The sequence below is a fragment of the Cupriavidus sp. FW216-B1 genome, from assembly GCF_058789195.1.
On record NZ_JBYTEL010000005.1, the window covers coordinates 218,841 to 238,890 of the forward strand.

The 20,050-nt window shown below is 61.2% G+C and carries 17 protein-coding genes and 1 pseudogene; 4 read left to right on the top strand and 14 right to left on the bottom strand.

Annotation, left to right across the window (positions count from 1 at the left end):
* Positions 1 to 87 precede the first annotated feature (87 nt).
* Positions 88 to 1,515 (top strand): NAD-dependent succinate-semialdehyde dehydrogenase, encoded by a 1,428-nt coding sequence (locus tag AC3WXD_RS14100; protein WP_020206846.1) that lies wholly within the window; start codon positions 88 to 90, stop codon positions 1,513 to 1,515.
* 455 nt (positions 1,516 to 1,970) lie between these two features.
* Here AC3WXD_RS14100 and AC3WXD_RS14105 read toward each other — a convergent pair whose 3' ends face one another.
* From AC3WXD_RS14105 to AC3WXD_RS14135, 7 genes are all read right to left on the bottom strand, one after another.
* Positions 1,971 to 3,197 carry a DUF2252 domain-containing protein gene (locus tag AC3WXD_RS14105; protein ID WP_454732730.1) on the bottom strand — a complete coding sequence of 409 codons (1,227 nt, stop codon included), beginning with the start codon at positions 3,195 to 3,197 and terminating at the stop codon, positions 1,971 to 1,973.
* A gap of 46 nt (positions 3,198 to 3,243) precedes the next feature.
* On the bottom strand, positions 3,244 to 3,606 hold the full coding sequence (locus AC3WXD_RS14110) for a cytochrome C oxidase subunit IV family protein (protein WP_492323982.1): 363 nt from the start codon (positions 3,604 to 3,606) through the stop codon (positions 3,244 to 3,246).
* A gap of 8 nt (positions 3,607 to 3,614) precedes the next feature.
* Positions 3,615 to 4,310, bottom strand: coding sequence for a heme-copper oxidase subunit III family protein (locus AC3WXD_RS14115; protein ID WP_020206301.1), 696 nt, complete (start codon positions 4,308 to 4,310; stop codon positions 3,615 to 3,617).
* Between the two features lie 32 nt (positions 4,311 to 4,342).
* Entirely contained in the window at positions 4,343 to 4,999 is a 657-nt protein-coding gene (locus AC3WXD_RS14120) for a cytochrome c oxidase subunit 3 (RefSeq protein ID WP_492323983.1), read from the bottom strand.
* A complete protein-coding gene (gene ctaD / locus AC3WXD_RS14125) occupies positions 4,996 to 6,750 on the bottom strand; it encodes a cytochrome c oxidase subunit I (RefSeq protein ID WP_492323984.1) in 1,755 nt (584 codons plus the stop codon). Before ctaD ends, AC3WXD_RS14120 begins: the two co-directional genes overlap by 4 nt.
* Before the next feature lie 17 nt (positions 6,751 to 6,767).
* The gene (locus AC3WXD_RS14130) at positions 6,768 to 7,955 is read right to left on the bottom strand and encodes a c-type cytochrome (protein WP_492323985.1); all 1,188 of its coding nucleotides are present in this window, start codon (positions 7,953 to 7,955) and stop codon (positions 6,768 to 6,770) included.
* Positions 7,956 to 8,215: 260 nt separating this feature from the next.
* Entirely contained in the window at positions 8,216 to 8,719 is a 504-nt protein-coding gene (locus AC3WXD_RS14135) for a hypothetical protein (protein WP_029044300.1), read from the bottom strand.
* A 390-nt stretch (positions 8,720 to 9,109) separates the two neighbouring features.
* Here AC3WXD_RS14135 and AC3WXD_RS14140 point away from each other — a divergent pair, with 390 nt between their 5' ends.
* The gene (locus tag AC3WXD_RS14140) at positions 9,110 to 9,292 is read left to right on the top strand and encodes a hypothetical protein (protein WP_006163669.1); all 183 of its coding nucleotides are present in this window, start codon (positions 9,110 to 9,112) and stop codon (positions 9,290 to 9,292) included.
* Between the two features lie 62 nt (positions 9,293 to 9,354).
* Positions 9,355 to 9,531 (top strand): hypothetical protein, encoded by a 177-nt coding sequence (locus AC3WXD_RS14145; RefSeq protein WP_020206295.1) that lies wholly within the window; start codon positions 9,355 to 9,357, stop codon positions 9,529 to 9,531.
* 96 nt (positions 9,532 to 9,627) lie between these two features.
* On the opposite strand, the gene AC3WXD_RS14150 is transcribed toward AC3WXD_RS14145, so the two are convergent.
* The 7 genes from AC3WXD_RS14150 to AC3WXD_RS14180 all read right to left on the bottom strand — a co-directional run bounded on the left by AC3WXD_RS14150 (position 9,628) and on the right by AC3WXD_RS14180 (position 18,584).
* The gene (locus AC3WXD_RS14150) at positions 9,628 to 9,813 is read right to left on the bottom strand and encodes a rubredoxin (RefSeq protein WP_020206294.1); all 186 of its coding nucleotides are present in this window, start codon (positions 9,811 to 9,813) and stop codon (positions 9,628 to 9,630) included.
* Positions 9,814 to 9,998: 185 nt separating this feature from the next.
* The gene (locus AC3WXD_RS14155) at positions 9,999 to 11,354 is read right to left on the bottom strand and encodes an IS5 family transposase (protein WP_492323986.1); all 1,356 of its coding nucleotides are present in this window, start codon (positions 11,352 to 11,354) and stop codon (positions 9,999 to 10,001) included.
* Positions 11,355 to 11,853: 499 nt separating this feature from the next.
* Positions 11,854 to 13,275 carry a TolC family protein gene (locus tag AC3WXD_RS14160; protein ID WP_492323987.1) on the bottom strand — a complete coding sequence of 474 codons (1,422 nt, stop codon included), beginning with the start codon at positions 13,273 to 13,275 and terminating at the stop codon, positions 11,854 to 11,856.
* Between the two features lie 20 nt (positions 13,276 to 13,295).
* Complete coding sequence (locus tag AC3WXD_RS14165; RefSeq protein WP_492323988.1) at positions 13,296 to 15,458, bottom strand: peptidase domain-containing ABC transporter; 2,163 nt, start codon at positions 15,456 to 15,458, stop codon at positions 13,296 to 13,298.
* Positions 15,458 to 16,756, bottom strand: a complete 1,299-nt coding sequence (locus tag AC3WXD_RS14170; protein WP_492323989.1) for an HlyD family secretion protein — start codon at positions 16,754 to 16,756, stop codon at positions 15,458 to 15,460. The genes AC3WXD_RS14165 and AC3WXD_RS14170 overlap by 1 nt, the downstream gene beginning before the upstream one ends.
* Positions 16,757 to 16,817: 61 nt before the next feature.
* Positions 16,818 to 17,183: a hypothetical protein gene (locus AC3WXD_RS14175; RefSeq protein ID WP_492323990.1), complete on the bottom strand. Its 366-nt coding sequence runs from the start codon at positions 17,181 to 17,183 to the stop codon at positions 16,818 to 16,820.
* 390 nt (positions 17,184 to 17,573) lie between these two features.
* Positions 17,574 to 18,584 carry a cupin domain-containing protein gene (locus tag AC3WXD_RS14180; protein WP_492323991.1) on the bottom strand — a complete coding sequence of 337 codons (1,011 nt, stop codon included), beginning with the start codon at positions 18,582 to 18,584 and terminating at the stop codon, positions 17,574 to 17,576.
* Positions 18,585 to 19,157: 573 nt separating this feature from the next.
* Here AC3WXD_RS14180 and AC3WXD_RS14185 point away from each other — a divergent pair.
* Positions 19,158 to 19,982, top strand: a pseudogene (locus AC3WXD_RS14185) (IS5 family transposase).
* Positions 19,983 to 20,050: the final 68 nt, after the last annotated feature.

Below are 20,050 nucleotides of genomic sequence, written 5' to 3' on the forward strand. Positions count from 1 at the left end.
ATTCCCGGCCCGGGCGGTCATCGCCCCGGCCAACCTGCGGCACCACCGCCCCGGAGTGCCGCACTCACAACAATCAGGAGAAAAGGCATGTACCAGGATCTCGCCCTCTACATCGATGGAGAATTCATCAAGGGAGGGGACCGGCGCGAGCAGGACGTCATCAACCCGGCCACCCAGGAAGTGCTCGGCAAGCTGCCGCACGCCAGCCGCGCCGACCTGGACCGCGCCCTGGCCGCGGCGCAGCGCGCCTTCGAAAGCTGGAAGAAGACCTCGCCGCTGGAGCGCTCCAAGATCCTGCGCCGCGTGGCCGAGCTGAGCCGCGAGCGCGCCAAGGACATCGGCCGCAACATCACGCTGGACCAGGGCAAGCCGCTGGCCGAGGCCGTGGGCGAAGTCATGGTCTGCGCCGAGCACGCCGAATGGCACGCCGAGGAATGCCGCCGCATCTACGGCCGCGTGATCCCGCCGCGCCAGCCCAACGTGCGCCAGCTCGTGGTGCGCGAGCCGATCGGCGTGTGCGCCGCCTTCACGCCTTGGAACTTCCCGTTCAACCAGGCCATCCGCAAGATCGTCGCGGCCGTGGGCGCGGGCTGCACGCTGATCCTGAAGGGCCCGGAAGATTCGCCCAGCGCCGTGGTGGCGCTGGCCCAGCTGTTCCACGACGCCGGCCTGCCCCCGGGCGTGCTGAACATCGTGTGGGGCGTGCCGGGCGAGATCTCCACCTACCTGATCGAATCGCCGATCGTGCGCAAGATCTCGTTCACCGGCTCGGTGCCGGTGGGCAAGCAGCTGGCCGCGCTGGCCGGCGCGCACATGAAGCGCGTGACGATGGAGCTCGGCGGCCACTCGCCGGTGCTGGTGTTCGACGACGCCGACATCGAGCCGGCCGCCGAGATGCTGGCCCGCTTCAAGCTGCGCAACGCCGGCCAGGTGTGCGTCTCGCCGACGCGCTTCTACGTCCAGGAAAAGGCCTACGACAAGTTCCTCGCGCGCTTCACCGAAGTGATCGGCTCGGTCAAGGTCGGCGACGGCCTGGAAGACGGCACCCAGATGGGCCCGCTCGCGCATGAGCGCCGCATCGCCTCGATGGAACAGTTCCTGGACGACGCCAGCCACCGCGGCGGCAAGGTGGTCGCCGGCGGCTCGCGCATCGGCGACAAGGGCTTCTTCTTCGCGCCCACCGTGGTCACGGAACTGCCCGACGACGCCAAGCTGATGGTCGACGAACCGTTCGGCCCGGTCGCGCCGGTGACGCGCTTCAAGGACGCCGAGGAAGTGCTGCGCCGCGCCAACAGCCTGCCGTTCGGCCTGGCCTCCTACGTGTTCACCAACTCGCTCAAGACCGCGACGCTGGTGTCCAACGGCCTCGAAGCCGGCATGGTCAACATCAACCACTTCGGCATGGCGCTGGCCGAAACGCCGTTCGGCGGCATCAAGGACTCCGGCATCGGCAGCGAAGGCGGCCAGGAAACCTTCGATGGCTACCTCGTGACCAAGTTCATCACGCAGGTCTGACAGCGCATGTGAAAGTGGGCCCGCAGGTTGGCTGCAAGCAGCCAACCTGCGGGCCTTGTCTTTTCTGGGCTAGCTTCCCGCCCTGCCCCAGCACCCCGGCCCACCACGCCCACCACGAAACCATGAGGGTGCTATGTAGCGGCGGCCAAAACCGGTAACGGCAGATGCCTGAACAGGCAGTGCACTCGCCATCATAGGTCTGACCGCGAAACCAACACCGCCAGCAAAGTCGTGGCCGCCCGCACCGGTAACGGCAGGATGCCAGCAGAACCACAAACCCCACCACGAAACCACCAACAACCAGAAACCCCAACGTTTCTGCCCCTGCCGGCCAGGCAGTCCGCGGAGCGACCTACTTTCTTTTCGGACAAAAGAAAGTAGGTCGCGCCGGGGGCGCGAAAGCCTTTGACTTTGACTTCGTCTTTGAAGTTGACTTTGAAGTCAAGCAACTGACGTCAAGCCTTCGACTTCGACCTTAAGCCACTCCCCTCCCTCCCCCTGGCCACCCGATAATCCTCCGCAAAATCCCGCCACTGCTTCTGCGCCATCTCACACCCATGCCGCGCCAGCCGCAGCACCGGCGCACGCCAGTGCCTGCCGGCCGCGAATTCCTGCAATTGCTCGATCCGGTCCGCCGCCTCATGCCCGCAGCCGCGCAGGTGCGCCCACGCGGCAACACGCGCCATCGTCAGCAACACCTCGCGCAATTGCGTGCGCCCGGTGTGCGGGCCGATGTTGATGCGGTCGGCGGTCGGCTGCAGTCCCTTGACCACGTAGGATGAAGCATCCATCGTCACCGCCGACAGCAGCGCCGGCGAGGCCGCCTGCATGGCGTGCTGGATCTGCACCACGCGCGCGGCCTCGCTCTGCCAGCGCGGCTGCGCGCGCAGCGGGATGCTCTTCCAGGCGCTGGGCGCGGCGCGCTTGATGTCGACCAGGCGCTGGGCCGCGCGGTCGTCGCCATTGTGGGCCAGCACCACGTAGCGCTCGAGCCCGAGGCTGCCCACGCCGGCGATGCGGCGCGCGGCATCGTCGGAGACCAAACGCCCGTGGCTCGACTGCTGCCCGAACTCGCGCAGGATGGCGGCGGCGCGCTTGCGCTGGCCCTTGAGCGGCGCCAGCGCGTGCTTGCCGTCGACCAGCAGGCGGCGCTTGCCGCCGCCGCGCACGGTGCGCTCGGCCAGCAGCTCGCCGCGGCGCCGGCGCTTGACCCGGCGCAGCAGCGTGGCGACCATGCCGGTGGCGGTGGCGCGCTCCACCCAGCGCGGCTTGCCGGAGGCCAGCACGGCGGCGTAGGTGTCGAGCATGCGCTCGGCGCCGGCGCGCGCGTCGGCGTCCGACAGCCCGAGCTGGGGCGCGGCGATCATCAGGCTGGAGAGCAGGCGCACCAGGTCCACCGTGAGCGGCGCGACCAGGGCGTCGTCGAAGTCGTTGAGGTCGAAGTAGACCAGGCCGTTGTCGCCCTTGAAGCTGCCCAGGTTTTCCAGGTGGAGGTCGCCGCAGACGTAGGTCACGGGCGCTTCGATCAGTGCCGCCTCGCCGCCCACGGCCGCGGCGTAGAGATGGTTGGTGCCGCGCAGGAAGGCGAACGGATCGGCCGCGATGGCGGCCAGCTTGCGCGTGAGCCGCTCGGGATCGCGGCCTTGGTTGTAGATCAGGATGGCTTCCGTGGCAGGGTGCATGGCTTCCTCTGGTGGACCGGCAACCCGCCAAGTGTACCTCCGCGCCCTAGTGGAAGAACGTGCCGCGCAGCAGGAACGTGTAGTCGGCCTCGGCCGCCATCAGCCCGACCAGCACCAGCAGGCACAGCGGCGGTAGCAGGATCGCGCAGATCAGCGCCAGCCGCTCCCACGCCATGTGCATGAACACGGCGACGATCAGCCCGGCCTTCATCACCATGAACAGCAGGATCAGCGTCCAGCGCAGGTAGCCCTCGAAATGGAAGTAGTCCACCAGGTAGGACAGCGTGGAGAGCACGAACAGCAGCGCCCAGATCTTCAGGTACAGGCCGATGGGATGCTGCTGGCCGTGCTGGGCGCCGTGCCCGGCCTCGGGGCCGGCGGGCGCGGCGGAAGACGTCGAGGTGGCCATGACGAGCCTCACCAGAGATAGAACAGCGCGAAGATGAAGACCCACACCAGGTCCACGAAGTGCCAGTACAGCCCGGCGATCTCCACGATCTGGTAGTTGCCGCCGGCCTCGTAGCGCCCGCGCAGCACCTTGGTCGCCACCACCAGCAGGTAGACCACGCCGCAGCTCACGTGCAGGCCGTGGAAGCCGGTGATCATGAAGAAGGCGGAGCCGAACTGCGCCGCGCCCATCGGGTTGCCCCACGGGCGCACGCCCTCCATGATCAGCTTGGTCCATTCGAAGGCCTGCATGGAGACGAAGGCCACGCCGAACAGCGCGGTGGCGAACATCAGCGCGGCGCATTTCGCGCGGTCGCGCCGGTAGGCGAAATTCACCGCCATCGCCATCGTGCCGCTGCTGCTGATCAGCACGAAGGTCATGATGGCGATCAGCAGCAGCGGCACCTCGGCGTTGCCGACGTGCAGCGCGAAGACCTCGCTTGGATTCGGCCACGGCACGGTGTTGGCGATGCGCACCGTCATGTAGCCGGTCAGGAAGCAACTGAAGATGAAGGTGTCGGACAGCAGGAAGATCCACATCATGGCCTTGCCCCACGACACCCGGAAGGCCTGCTGGTCGGAACCCCAGTCGGCCACCAGCCCGCGCCAGCCGGCCGCCGCCGGCGCGCCCGCGGCGGCGGCGGAAGAAACGGGTTGCGATGACATCGGCTTACCTCCCTCGGCGTTGGCCCCGGCGCTCAGCCGCGGCCGCAGATGAAGCGCACGAATTCCGGCGTCAGCCAACCGAGCGCGGCCAGCAGCACCAGCCACACGGCCAGCAGGAAATGCCAGTAGCGCGCGCACAGCGTGATGCGCAGCGCGGTGCGCCGCGCCATGAACGTGCCCGGCGGCGCGCGCATGGCGAGCGCCCAGCCGGCGAGGCCGCCCAGCACGTGCAGGCCGTGCATCGCGGTCAGCAGGAAAAAGAAGCTGCCGGCCGGGTTGTTGGCCGGCACCACGTGGATGGCGAACAGGGCCTGCCACGCCCACAACTGCGAGCCGACGAAGGCCGCCGCCGCCAGCCCGCCCCAGCGCAGCGCGCGGCGCGCGCGCGACAGCCGGCCCGCGCGCGCGGCGCGCGCCGCCGCCAGCATGAGCGCGCTGCCCGCCGCCAGCAGCGCGGTGGACAGCCACACCTGCCACGGCAGCGCCACCGCGTGCCAGTCCGGCGAATCCATGCGCATGGCGTAGGCGGTGATGAACAGCGCGAACAGCGAGCACATCACGCCCATGAACACCCACAGGCCGATGCTGGCCGGCGCCGGGCCGGCGCGCTGCCGGCCCACGTCGCCGGGGCCGGGGCCGCCGCGGCGCTCGCCGCCGCCGTCGGCGCGGTAGATCAGGTTCACGCTCATGCCACGGCTCCTCGGCTGGGGTGCGGTTCGGGCTCGGCGCCGCCGGCTTCGGGCGGCGCGTTCTGCGCGATGAAATCCTCGCTCGCGCCGGGCACGCTGTAGGCATAGGCCCAGCGGTACGCCACCGGCAGCTCGGGCCCCCAGTTGCCGTGCGCGGGCGGGGTCTGCGGCGTCTGCCATTCCAGCGAGGCGGCGCGCCACGGGTTGGCGCCGGCCGGCCGGCCATGCCGCGCGCTCCAGGCCAGGTTGAAGATGAACACCAGCTGCGCCGCGGCCACGATGAAGGCCGCGACCGAGATGTAGGCGTTCATCACGTGCGCCGACTCGGGAATGAAGGCGTAGTTGTCGTAGGCGTAGTAGCGCCGCGGCATGCCGAGCACGCCGAGGTAGTGCATCGGGAAGAAGATCGCATAGGTGCCGACGAAGGTAATCCAGAAATGCACGCGGCCCAGCGTATCGTTGAGCATGCGCCCCGTCACCTTGGGGTACCAGTGGTAGATGCCGCCGAACACCACCAGGATCGGCGACACGCCCATCACCATGTGGAAGTGCGCGACCACGAAATACGTGTTGGACAGCGGGATGTCCACGCTGACGTTGCCGAGGAACAGCCCGGTCAGCCCGCCGATGACGAAGGTGCTGATGAAGGCGATGGCGAACAGCATCGGCACCGTGAAGTGGATGTCGGCGCGCCACAGCGTGAGCACCCAGTTGTAGACCTTGATCGCGGTGGGAATGGCGATAATCAGCGTGGTGGTGGCGAAGAAGAAGCCGAAGTACGGGTTCATGCCGCTGACGAACATGTGGTGCGCCCACACCACCACCGACAGCACGCCGATGGCCAGGATCGCCCACACCATCGTGCGGTAGCCGAAGATGCTCTTGCGCGAATGCACGCTCACCAGGTCGGAGACGATGCCGAAGGCCGGCAGCGCGACGATGTACACCTCGGGGTGGCCGAAGAACCAGAACAGGTGCTGGAACAGCAGCGGGCTGCCGCCCTTGTAGTCGAGATGCTGGCCCATCGACACCATCGCCGGCATGAAGAAGCTGGTGCCCAGCGTGCGGTCGAGCAGCATCATCACGCCCGAGACGAACAGCGCCGGGAACGCCAGCAGCGCCAGGATGGTGGCCATGAAGATGCCCCACACCGCCAGCGGCATGCGCATCAGCGTCATGCCCTCGGTGCGCGCCTGCAGCACGGTGGTGACGTAGTTGAGCCCGCCCATCGTGGCCGCCGCGATGAAGATCAGCAGCGACACCAGCATCAGGATGATGCCCCACTGGTAGCCGGGCGTGCCCGGCAGGATGGCCTGCGGCGGATAGAGCGTCCAGCCCGCGCCGGTGGGCCCGCCCGGCACGAAGAAGCTCGCCAGCAGCACCAGCACGGACACCAGGTAGACCCAGAAGCTCAGCATGTTGAGGAACGGGAACACCATGTCGCGCGCGCCCACCATGAGCGGGATCAGGTAGTTGCCGAAGCCGCCGAGGAACAGCGCGGTGAGCAGGTAGATCACCATGATCATGCCGTGCATGGTGACGAACTGGTAGTAGCGGTTGGCGTCGATGAAGGCGAAATGCCCCGGGAAGCCGAGCTGCAGCCGCATCAGGTTGGACAGCAGCACGCCGATCAGCCCAACGAAGATGGCGACCAGCGTGTACTGCACCGCGATCACCTTGTGGTCCTGGCTCCAGATGTAGCGGGTGAAGAAACTGGTGGGGCCGTGGATGTCGTGGTCGGCGTAGGCCATTGGCTGCTCCTGTCGGCTTACCGGGCTGCCGCGCCCGATGCGGTGCCCGAACCGGCGCCCGCCTGCGTGGCGCCACCCTGCGCGCCGTTGGCGCGGATGTAGGCGACCAGCGCGCTCACTTCCTCTTCGCTCAGGGGAATCTTCGGCATCACCGGGCCGAAGCCCTTGACCAGCCGCTGCTGCGGCTCGGTGATCTCGGTCTTGAGGTAGCCGTCGTCCACCCTCGCGCTGCTGCCGTCGGCGAAGGTCTCGCTGCGCCCGTACAGGCCCTTCCAGCTCGGCCCCACGCCGACGCTGCCGTCGATGCTGTGGCAGCCGATGCAGCCCTTGCTCTGCGCCAGCGCGCGGCCCTGCGCCGCGAGCGTGTCGGCGGGCGCGCCGCCGCCGGCCGCCACCGCGCCCGGCGCGGGCGTCTTGAGCATGGTCAGGGCGAAGGTCGGCTGGCGCGCCAGCCAGGCCTGGAACGCGGCGTCGTCCTCCACCACCACCTTGCCGCGCATGTTGTAGTGGCCCACGCCGCAAAGCTGCGCGCACAGGATCTCGAAGGTGCCGGCCCTGGTCGGCGTGAACCAGAACGAAGTCACCATGCCCGGCACCATGTTCATGCGGGCGCGGAACGGCGGCACGTAGAAGTCGTGCAGCACGTCCTTGGAGCGCAGCAGCACCTTGACCGGGCGGTTCAGCGGGAGGTGCACCTCGGGCGCGGCCACGATGATGTCGTCCTGCCCGCGCGGATCGTCGGGGTTCACGCCGAGCGGATTGTCCGCCGAGACGAAGCGCGCGTCCGAAGTACCGAGCTGGCCGCCCTGGCCGGGAAAGCGGAAACCCCATTGCCATTGCTGGCCCACCACCTCGAGCACCATCGCGTTGGCGGGCGGGCGCACGTATTCGGCGTAGACGAACAGGCCCGGCGCCAGCAGCACGATCACGCCGAGCGTGGTGCCGGCGGTCAGCCACAGTTCGAGCTTGCGGTTTTCCGGCTGGTAGGCGGCGCGCGCGCCCTGGCGATGGCGGTAGCGCCAGACGATGTAGCCGACGAACAGGTTGATGACGATGAAGAAGATGCCGGTGACGACCAGCGTGATGGTCAGCGTGTCGTCCATCTGCTTCCAGTTCGAAGCAAGCGGGGTCGCCCACCACGGGCTCAGGAAATGAAAGAGCACCGAAGCGACGACAATGACGACGAGTGCAATGGCGAGCGCCATACCGACCCTCCCCCCCGCGCATGGCTGACCGCGAACTCAGCGCAAGGTTGAGATAAGCCTAGTGCATGTGGTCCGCCCGGTGCAAGGCGCCGCCCGCATCGCTTTGGGTGCACTGCCACACAAACGCGCGGCGCGCAGGCGCGCCGGGCGCCGCATAAAAAGCGGCGAAGGAAGGCCTGGACCTTCCTTCGCCGCCGGTGGGCCGCGCCGCCCGTGTAGTGGCAATGCGCAAGGCCGAAAACGCGCCGCGTGGCCCGTGCTCAGTGCGATACATCCTTGCTTTCGAGCTTCCAGTACGCGATGGCCGCGGTCATGCCGAAGATCAGGTGGCCCGCCAGCGTGTGCCAGCCGCGCGCGTCGGCGAACCACGAGAAGAAGCGCGTCATGCCATAGAAGTCGATCAGGTAGACCGCCAGCCCGAACACCGCGCCGGTCAGCAGCACCATGCCGGCGCTGGAGTCGAAGTGGAACGGCGCGATGATGACCGCCAGGATCATGCCGAGCACCGCGCCCAGCACGAAGTGGATGACCAGCGCCACCGCCACCGTGCCCACGCTGAACAGGGAGGTCTGCAGCACGTCCGGCCCCATCACGATGGCGGCGATCATGCGCGTGGTGCCCCACGGATTGACGCCGGCCACCATGGTGGACCAGAACAGCTCGACCACCATCAGCAGCGCGCCGGCCGCGAGGCCGGACACGGCCGCCGCCATCCAGTCGGGCAGGCGACGCACGTAATGGTGCGATTGCATGTGAAGTTCCATAGCCACCTCCGATACGCTGGTTGCTGCAGTGGCGCCATCACGGGCGCCGCGGCCCGCTTGCGGGTCCGGCCTGCATACTGGTCAGCATAGGACAGGCGGGCCGGTCCGTCGGTCCGGCCGCATGCAAATATGCGCGCGGCGCGTGGCATGCCGCGCATTGCCGGCGGTGCGTGTGGCAGCCGCGGTACTTGCCGCGGCCGCGGCGGCGCCCGGCCTTTCCGGCGACGCAAGGCAGGCCCGGCGGCGTCCGCCGGCGATGTTGCGGCGCAGCGTGCGGACCGCGGCGAAGCGGGTGCGTGCCGCTTAGGTGACAACCCCCACTTAATCGAGCTTGGCGTCCCCGCGACACTTTCTATACTGGAAACACAAGTAGAGAGACAGGAGACAGCCATGCTGCACTTCACGTCACATGATCTTGTTTTTCTGATCCCGATGGCGCTGGTTGGCATGATCGCTTTCGGCGGGATTCCGTTTACGGCCCGGGCCTTGCGCATCAGTTGCCGCGCGGCGGGCGCCATCTTCGGAGCCCTGCTGGCGGTGGCCCTGCTCGAAGCGTTGCCGTTGCTGATCTGAGCGCCGGCGGACGTATCGCGCGCCAGCCGGCTCGGGAGATGGCCGAGGGGAAGGAGGCCGCGATGACGCTTGGCCTGTTGGCCGCCATGATGGCGGCGCTGCTGCTGCTCACCGTGGTCGCGGCGATCTGGCGCTGCAGCCATCCCTATCGCATGCGCTACCGGCGCTGCGCGCAGCACCGGCGCCGCGCCGGTATCTGCCGGGAGATGCGGCGGCGCCAGCCGCCGGGCCTGACCTGAACGCGCCGGCCGTAGTCAACGTAGCGCTGTAGCCGCTAGGTCGCCTAATCGCCTGATCGCCTGGTTGCTTGATCGTTGTCGCCGCCGTGCCGGCGGTCAGATCTCGATCATGGCGAACTCGCCCTTGCCCACGTCGCATTCGGGGCAGCGCCAGTCTTCCGGAATATCCTCCCAGCGCGTGCCGGGGGCGATGCCGTCTTCCGGCCAGCCTTGTTCTTCGTCATAGACCCAGCCGCAGATCAGGCAGACCCAGGTCTTGTAGGCAACGACTTCCTGCTGCAAAACGCACTCCTGTTTTCGATTCCGGGCCAGATCATACAAGCTTTTCGGCCCGCGGCGGCGTCCGCCGCCAGTTGATCCGCTTTGGAAAGTTGTCTCAAAACGAAGCGACGCTAGCGTGATTTCGATCCGTTACGTCCGTGTCCTTTCGTCTGCGACGAAGTAGTCCGTCTTGAACAATTCGACTCTCAGCCGCGGGCCAGTCGGTGATTGCTTGGAGAGGCAAGCAGTGCCGCGATAAGCGCCTGCATCGACAGCCCGAACCGGGCGCAATAAAACCGCAGCGCGACCAGGATCGGGCGCAGATTATGCCCTGCGCCGCACATCACCGCGTGCAGCGTATCGCCCAGCGCGCCCTTGAGCGGATTGCGGCCCAGTCGTCCATCCATCTTCATGTGCCCGATGGCGGGCTCGATGGCGCTGCGCCGTTTGATCATGGCCTTGAGCGTCCTGGTAACGCCGCGCCGTTGTCCCGAGCGCAGGATACGCACGCCTTCGATCTCCACGCCGCGGTAGCCCTTGTCGACGATGGCCGTGGCGGGTGGTTTGTCCGTGCCGGTGAGAATGCCCATCTGTTCCAGCGTCTCGGCCAGCGTGTGCCCGTCGTAGGGGTTGCCCGTCATGGAGCGCATGCCCACCACCAGGCCTTCCTTCAACGTAGTGGCGATGCTGACCTTCACGCCGAACTCGTACGGTGTCCTGGCTTTTCCCTTACTGATGCATTCGACCTCGGGCGCGTGCAAGGCGTACAGCTTGTTCTTGTCCTTCGTGCGCTGGGTCAGGATGCGGCCGGTGCGCTGTAGCGGGTCCTGGACCTTGGCCTTAGCCGCTTCGGGCAGCATGCGCAGTTGGCGCTGCACCTCGCGGTGCACGCGGCCGACACGGGTGCGCAGCGTGCGCACGGCCTTGCGCATGCGCTTGAACTGCTTGGCGTGTGCGTAGCGCCCGATCTGCGCGGCCAACCGCGGTGCCACCCGGTTGTAGTTCTGGCGCAGCCGCAGCCCGTTGTCCTCGACTGCCTTGACCAAGTGCTGGCGGCTCTTGTCCAGCAAGCGGCTGTCGGTCGGATAGGCGATGGACTTGGGCATGACGGTCGTGTCCACGATCACCTGCTGCGCGCTGGCCTTCTGTATCACGCCGCCACGCCGGGCGGCGTCGATGCTGGCCGCCAGTAGTAGCTCCACGCCTTCTTCCCCAATGCGCTTTCTCCAGCGCGTCAGGCTGGACGGGTCGATGGGCAGTTTGGTTTGCAGGTAAGTCTCGCCACAGAAGAACTGCCAGTACGGGTTCTCCACCCAGGTGTTGACCACGGCTTCATCAGAGGCATCGAAGGTGTGCCGCAGGTACAGCAGCCCGGCGACCAGACGCGGCGGCAAGGCTGGCCGGCCACGGCCGGAAGTGAATGACACCGCGAACGTGCGCTCGATCTCGGCCCAGTCGATCAGCGCCGCCAGCCTCACCAGCGAGTGCTTCATGTTGATCTGCTCGTCCAGACGCGGACGGAACAACTCTGCCGTTTGCGGCTGCGAAGGCTTCGGACCCATCAGACACCAGACTCCTCGGAGGAATTTGCAAGAAAACAGGTACTGGCAAAACAATACCCTGCAAATCCAACGCCCATCAATCCGATGAACTGCGAACCCGATCAACGGCTTGCGGGTTGTTCAGGACGGACTCGATACCAGTGATATCGAGCTCTCACCGTGCTACCTCGCCAGCGAAATTCGGGCGACGTATGCTGGCATGATGATCGCTGTGCCGGTCGGGGTGTGGCACGCCTATAACCCTGCTCACCCGGTCCAACTCGGCCGCATACTAATCAAGATCGCCACGCACGTTGATCCCGCGCGATTCGCAAACATGTGCGGGGACCGAAAGCGTTGAAGAAGAAAGGCTATGTTGCCGAATGCGTGGCACGGCGGCATGTTTCTACCGCTCGCGTCATCAAGGCTGGACGTGTCGTTTAGTCACCTTGAAAGGGGTGGTTCTAAAGCTGGGTACCTATCACAAAACGGTGGCCCCGGGGAGCCGCGCCTTCCCATTCTAGGAATCCGAGCCAAAGTTCACGACAAATTTGACCCGCTCAACCTGCCAGCGCCTGAACGACTCGATAGATTGACGCCTCGCGTCAGCCTCATCCGACTGCGCTCTAAGAAGCTCCAACAATGGTCCGACACCCGCCTTGTAGCGTACTCTCGCTGCACCGTAGGCCTCAGCTGAGGTACGCACAATCGTCTGGGCTAACGAAAACTTATCTGTCTCGCGCCGCAGCCCTTCCAGGTTCGTCCATAGTGAACTTTGGACATCGTGGGTCGCCTCGGCGAGCTCCATGCGTTTGATGTCCACTTCTGCCCGAATCGAGTCAATATTGCTACGCTGCAGGAGTCCGTCGAAAATCGGTATCCTGGCTTGGAGTCCAATCGACCACCCCCTAACCGATTGCGTCATCACGGATTCCGCCTGGGGTGTCAAGCTCTTGTATGCGGAACCCGACATTGAAATGGAGGGCAACAGTTCCGCTTTGGCGGCCTCCAGGCGGGCTTCGGCGATGTTGACCTGTCTTGCAAGGGATATAAGGCGCGGACTTCTGAAGACAGCGTTATCCATCAACACCGAGAGATTCTCTCCTGTGCTCATAGTCGAAAAATTCGACTCCATTATCGGTGACGCGATAGAAATCACATCTGAACTCGGACGCCCCAGAATCCTTGCGAGATCGCCTCTTGCAAGCTCGCGTTCGCTTGCGGCATCAATTCTACGCAGCCTGGCTTGGTTGTGCGAATTCTCCGCAAGCAGCCTGTCACTGATGCCGCCAGCCCCATATTTACGCAATGCTTCGGCGTAGTCCGCGCTCTCCTGCGCATTGCGCTCTGCGTCGAGAGCGGCGGAGAGTCCTAGCTCTGCAGCCTGCAGACGATAAAACGCCTCGGAAGCTAGGAGAATAACGTCGCGTGCGCTCTTTTGCCGCTCTGCCAAAGCGGAGAGAACTAAATTCTCTGCCGCCACCAGGTTTGCAGAGCGCTTGCCAAAGTCAAAAAGCAGCCAATTCACCGACACCTCCGCTAGCCCACTCTGTCCTGAAAGCGAGTAATTTCCTGCTGAAAAATTTGGATACGTAACGGCCTTTTCAAAAGAGCTCCCAGAAACGGCCGCAGAGACTGTTGGGTAATACGGCGCTCGGGCCTTTCCTCGCTCTGCTGTGGCGCTCACCGCTGCGGCATCACTACGCTTCACCAATGCGCTTTCGCACACGGCCTTGAAGAGGACCTCGGTCAACTCCATTGCTCCGTCAGCCACCCCTCCCTCACACGAGATCGGCGCTTCTTCAAGTGCAACAATCGTCCGATTTAGGGGCGGCGCCTCAATATCTGTCTTCCCCATGCCCGGGCTGCAATATAATGCAAAAAAGACAACCGAAAGCGTTAGATCTAGCCTCAGATTCATCCACACAGAAACAACGTTCACCACCGTGCCACCTTCGCAACCTAAGCGTCTTCTAGAATGGAAAACTCTGCCGGTGTTCCAATCCATCCTACACGGCCATTTGAAAGCGCAATGATTCGATCCGCGGACAAAATCGTTTCAGCGCGATGCGCTACTGTGATGCGGGTAATCTTCAGCGCACGAATGGCAGAGAGAATTTCCTGCTCTTTCTCTGCATTGAGATGACAAGTCGCCTCATCCAGAATGAGAAGTACCGGCTCCTTATGGAGTGCTCGAGCCAGCAAAATGCGCTGCTTCTGCCCCCCAGACAATACACTTCCCATGTCACCGACCAGCGTGTTATACCCCATCGGCATCGCGGCGATTTCATCGTGAATTCCCGCTGCAGTTGCGCAGCGGACGATTTTCTCCTGATCCATGCCGTTCTCGAAGAAGCAAATGTTATCCGCAATAGATCCGGCAAATAGTGTGTCGTCCTGCATGACTGTCGCGACGAAACGTCTGAAGGCAGACGCGCCAACCTCGGACATTTCGATTCCATCCAGCAACACTTCGCCGCGAGTCGGTTTAAGCGTGCCGAGCAGAATATTAAGTAGCGTCGTTTTTCCGCAGCCGGTAGGTCCCACGATGGATACCGCCTCGCCCGCATGCACGTGGAAATCTACGCCAGCAAGAACAGTGGGCTCACCATGAGCGTACCGGTATTGGATATTGCGAACGGTAATTTCTCCCGAGAAGCTACGCTCATCATTCTCTGCTCGCTGCGAAGTTAATTCGGCCGGTTGTAGCACTATATCCGCTAGGCGCTCCCCCTGAAGCTGCAACAATTTCATCGAAAAGTAATTATCGATGAGACCACCTACCCGAGAATTGAATTGTCCCTTATATGAATTGAAAGCGATAAGCATCCCAATTGTGAAATCTCCGTCAATGACTAGCGTCGCCCCCAAATAAAGAACCACAATTCCTTCAAATCCGAAAAGAACGCCATTTGCCTGTTGGTAGACAAGCTGCATCCGCTGTGATTTCAGACTTGCATTCACTTGGTTCACCATTAGCGTCACCCAAGAAGAACGCCTCTCGTCCTGCTTCTGGAATATCTGAATTGCCCTAATTCCTCGAACGGTTTCAAGAAAGTGTGATTGGGTTTTCGCAGCCTTGACAAGGTACTCCTGAGATGCAAGCCGAAATGCCTTATATGTCAGCGCACGACCCGCGCAGTAGACGACCATCGCACAGACCGGTATTAGCGCAAGTTTCGCGCTGTAAGAAAGCATCAGCCCCAGCGTGACCAACGAGACGAGTCCGTCCAACGCAGCGGCCAGAATCGAATTCGTGAGCGTCTGGTGAATCGCATCGACGCTTCCGAAGCGAGATACAATATCTCCAATATGACGTCTCTCAAAATATTGGGTGGGCAATCTTAGTAGATGGGAGAAAACATTCGCCTTCCACTGTATACCCAGGGTCGCGCCGAGGTGCATCATGCACCATGCACGCATGGCGGAGATACCCTGCTGTATAGCAAAGACAATTGAAAAGCCCAATATAAGCGTAGTTAGGAGCTTTCGATCTGAGTTGATCAAGACATGATCGGTGATCCACTGCATGGACAGCGGTGTAATCAGCCCGAATATCTCCAGGGCGAGGGCAAGACACAAGAGTTGTACCAGTGCCCAGTGAAGGCCGGTGACACGCCCGAGAAGCGTTCTGAGCTGAAGCCTTGGTAAAGGATCACTGGGTTTGAAATCCAAGGACGGCCACACTTCCATGGCGACCCCGGTGAACTGCGCTGATACCTCTTCCAGACTTAGCACCCGAGGTCCTTGAGCCGGATCGTGAATAACAGCTTTGCTTGCACTCACCTCCTTCAGAACCACAAAGTGATTGAAGTTCCAATGGAGAATGCAAGGCAGTCTCAACTGGCCTAGTTCCTCCAGATCAACCCGCACAGCCCGACTAGCCATGGCCAGTCGTTCTGTCACCTTCATGAGCTGGGACAGATTTGCGCCCTTTAACGACGTCGGGAACTGTTGGCGCAACGTCCTCAGGTCCTGATGCAAGCCATGATACGAAGCGACCATTGCCAAGCATGCTAGGCCACACTCGGTTGCCTCGGTTTGCAGGATGATCGACAATCGCCTCCCGAAACCAGTACGGACAGAGTCAGTTGAAGACATTGAGACTTGGCTTTGAATCGTCATTAATTGGAGAGCATGCCCTTTGCGCTATACACGGGCTCAAGCACCCACTCATAGAGGCGTCGGGTCTCCTGCATGATGTCTGCTTCGAGTGTCATCCCGCTCTTAAGCGGAATGGAGCGACCGTAGGCGCCGACGGTTTGTTTCTCTAGGCTCACTGTTAGCCTGTAGTAAAGTTCTGTTGGCTTTGTGGCATCCATGGCCGGGATGCCACCAGCGATTCCCGAGAGCTCGGTGGCTGTCATTGGAGTCGCGGTAATCGAAAGGACGCGCCCTCGATAATGGCCGAATTTCTGATAGGGATAGGCGTTATATCTCAGTAGAACCGCGTCATTTTCCTTCACGAATCCGATGGCGCGGCTTGGTGCATATAGATCCGCCTGCAAGACTGCTTTTTCTGGCAAAATTCCCACGAGCGCTCTACTGGAGTCAACAAACTGGCCATTCGCAACGACGACCGAGGTGACTGTACCGGACACCGGCGCGGTAATGGTCAATTCAGTACGAGCCTCATTCTCGATTCGTTGTTGATCGGCCTCGCTGATCGATCGCTCAATTTGACCCAGTGCTGCCTGGTGTTTTGCCGGAAGACTGTCTAAATCCGCCATCGCTATCCTCAGTTCCTGTTGAATTGCCGACATCTCACGGCGTAGCGCGTCAATTCGGGATCTCTGATCAAGGTAATCCGATTCCTTCTGCTGCATCTGGTCAGTCGAAATGAACTCGCCATGACGCAGTTCCGCATATCGCCTCATTGCGTCGCCGGAAATGTCAACGCGCTGTTGCTGCCCTTCAATTTGGCTCCGCATGGCCGATGCTTGCGCCCGAAGACTTCCAACCTTTGCACGTGCTGATTCAAGCTCCGTCTGCTGAGTACTGATTGTCTTGCTGTACTGAACCGTCAAAGACGTCCGTCTGCTCGATATATGTTTCCCGATCTCAGCCTGAACACCAGAGGAATCACGGTTCTTTCTGTCGCTGGATAATACGAAGAGCTTGTCCCCTTTTCGTACAAATTGCCCTTCCGCAATCGCCCTCTCCAGCACTACTGCCGGTTGAGGAGAATACACGCGCAAAATTCCAGATGTCGGGATGAGTTGTCCCTGTACCGTGACGCGCGCCGTATATTCTCCGACACAAGAAAAAACGAGGATCGATATCAGACACAGTATGGCAAAGCCACTAATTATCCATACCGATATGGGATAGCTCAAAATGACGCTACCCGCAAAATTTGACCGGGTGGCATTAAGCGCTTCGAGCCTGAACAAATTCCCTTTGTTAGGTTCGAAATGGCTCATTTAATAAAGATATTTCCGAGCCGCGCATTGTGGCTCCATCACTTGACATCGGTCGATCTTGCTAAAGTTTTCGCCTCTTGTTTTCACGCGACCATGCAACACCGTCCATTCCAGCCATTGAGAACATCATCCCGACAACGGTCACTTGTACATGGTTCATCGCAAATCCAGCAGCACAGATAGCCAACCCAAGGGTCACCAGGACTTTGCCGAACACCTCAGTTTCTATGCCAAGGGTCTTCGCAGGATAGCCTTGGAAGCTAACCAAGACGCGGCCCATAAATAGCCACAGCAGCGACATTGGTAAGTAGTATCCCAAGGCTGAAAAAAAGGGCCCGGTGATCTTAGGATGCCTGAGATAAAACATGCCTATAGAAATAAGCGCCAATGCAAAGTACCAAGCTATCCTTGTTGAGTATCTGCGCATGCGTTCTCCTTAGCTCTGTATTAGTCGCCATCTTCCCCGGGAGGCGGGGGCAGAGTGCTGTTCATATACGATGTGCAACCATAAGACGCCAGCTTGCCCGTGAGCAGTCCAATGGCCACATTACCCGTCAAGGTGCCGGCTGTGATCGCAAAGCCTGTCCCGATGAGAGTACAAGCCATGTAGGTTCCGCTATTCCACGTGTAAGTTGGCACACCCGGAATGGACACGAAGATCGTTGTGGACTGATTTCCCTCCAAGCGGGTGGTCACCGACGACCCCGCGGGCAGATTATACGTAATGGTTTCCGCCCCAGATACCAGTTCGATTTCATGCATCGTTAGAGGACGCATCTAGCATTTCTCCATAATGTGGAAAAAAATTGCGGACGTTTTATAAATGAGCGAAACTTCTTAGCTCAGACTTCGTTAGATCAATCAGATCCAGCCTGTTCACAAGCGCTCCCATTTCATTATTGAATTCATAAAAAATTTCCTGCTCGACAATCGACTTCTGCACGGTATCAGCAAAGTGCTGCAACTCCTCGGAACTGATATGTCCAGGTATAGCTGAGCGCCGCGCTAGAGAATTGCCGACCAAGTGCTTGTTTGCGATCCAAGTCAAATAATCGATCAATGTGCCCGTGTAAGCCCCTGCGGCAATATGGAAGGTTTCGCACCCCGTTATCGGAAGTGCCTCATGCCACCAGCCACGCGGAATGTACAGAATGTCGCCTGGTTCAAGCACCTGATCAAACACCGGCATTGCCGGGCAGTCAGCCTTGAAAGCCCGGCTCTTTTGATGTTCCAAAGGAAGTTCGAAAGTGGGCTCATAAACCAACCATCGCTTCCTTCCGAGAAGTTGCATGGCAAAGACATCGTGCGTGTCCCAATGTTTTCCGAACGTGCCGTCGCCGCCAAACGCTATGTATCCATTCGCTGCAACCTTCAGACCCAACTGCGTCGAGAGAGCCTGGCAGAGCATCGCAATCGCCTTATCTTTGTGGTCGAGACGATTGACAACGAGGGTCGCACCCGCGGCAAGGTAGCTCTCCACCTTTTCACGCGAAAGCTGAGTGCAGACTTCCCGTATGTCTTGGTACTTCGAAGTGTATTGGTGGTCCGGCAGCAATCCATCCTTAAATAGACGGATAGCAGTGAGATCGCTTTCGCGAAATACAACTTCATTCAACCCTTCCCATGTGACGGCGTGCTTTTGGATTGCATTCTGTGCGAACAAAAATTTCTTTTCGAAATAGTTTTGATAGAACTCTTGCCGTGAGACACCCAAGCCAATCAAGGGATAGTGCGATTCTTGTGACATTTTGATACATGCCGTTACATTGACGTTGGCAGTGTCTTTTATTTTTTTCCTGCCGTCAACACAAACAAGAATCAATCTCATTCAAGAAATTTAATTTCTCATTAAAACAGGTTTTATGTCAGAAATATCGCTCACACGTCTCCGCGTTGGTAAATGGGATTTTTCCGAAAATATCGGAGAATTCTCATATGACGCACAAGCGAACAAACCCAGAAAGAGAAGGTAATAGGATTTACCCTAAACTTAGAGACTTCTAGATCTGTTGACCAATCATCAGAATCAGCCGATGACTCACCGAGGCAAAGCAAACTAATGTGAGATATTTCCAGGGATTCCGCGGGAATCAGCCTCTACCGAGGCTATCCGGGAATTGTGGCCATAGAACCATGCAGTGGTTTTCGTCGCAATCGCCGTCGGGGGCAGTCAGCTCATCAAGCTAGCGCATCAACGGCTCACACTCGAATCGTTCGTATTGCACGTCGTCAAGAGTGCATGCTAAAACCGCCCACACTCGCTGCCCCGAAGCCTTCCGCCCACACTGGAGGACCGTCTTGACGGATGGAGACTGCGCCGCTGCTTGACGGCATTTCTCACCTGCGCAAACTTCCTTGGAGCCTGTTTGAAAATTCGCCGCAGATGTGATCTAACGTTCGGATGTGGAAGAAAGAACATCGAGAACGGCAGGCAAGTATGGCGGCCAAGACAAAGCGATATCCGAGCGACATGACAGACGTGGAATGGGCCGCGATGGAAGGATTGCTGCCAAAGCCAGCCCAGCGTGGGCGACGCAGGAAGACCGACCTGCGTGAAGTCATCAATGCGCTGCGATACCTGGTGCGTTCGGGCTGCGGCTGGCGCATGCTGCCCAAGGACCTCCCGGCCCGGCAAACGGTGTATTGGCGGTTGCGCCGACTGATGCGCAGGTTCCTGTTTCGCACGCTCCACGATGTTGTACTGACGCTCGACAGGGAGTTCTAAGGCCGCCAGCTTTGCCCCAGCGCTGGTGTCGTGGATAGCCGATCGGTGAAGGCGCCAGCGGCGAAAGAGCGCGGCTGCGATGCTGCGAAGAAGATCGTCGGGCGCAAGCGGCATATTGCCGTGGATACAAATGGGCGGCGGCTGATGGTGAACCTGACGCCCGCAGACATTGCCGACAGTACAGGGGCAGTGACGGTACTGGAGGCCTTGAAAAGGCGTTGGCCGGGCCTGAAACATCTGTTTGCTGATGGCGCGTACGATCGTCGCGCGCTGATGGATAAAGCCGCGACGCTCGACTTTGTCGTCGAGGTGGTGCGTCGCCACGAGGATCAGGTTGGCTTCGCAGTTCTGCCCCGGCGTTGGGTAGTGGAACGTCCCTTCGGCTGGATGATTCGCTGGCGTCGCCTGGTCAGGGACTACGAGCGACGTCCCGACGTATCCGAGGCAATGGTCTATATCGCAATGGGCGGACTTCTACTACGCGGAGTCGCCCATCCTTGAATTTCCACCTTGATCTTTTACGACAGCGCCGGGCTAGTTTTCATGTTGTTGCTCCCCTATGCAGCACA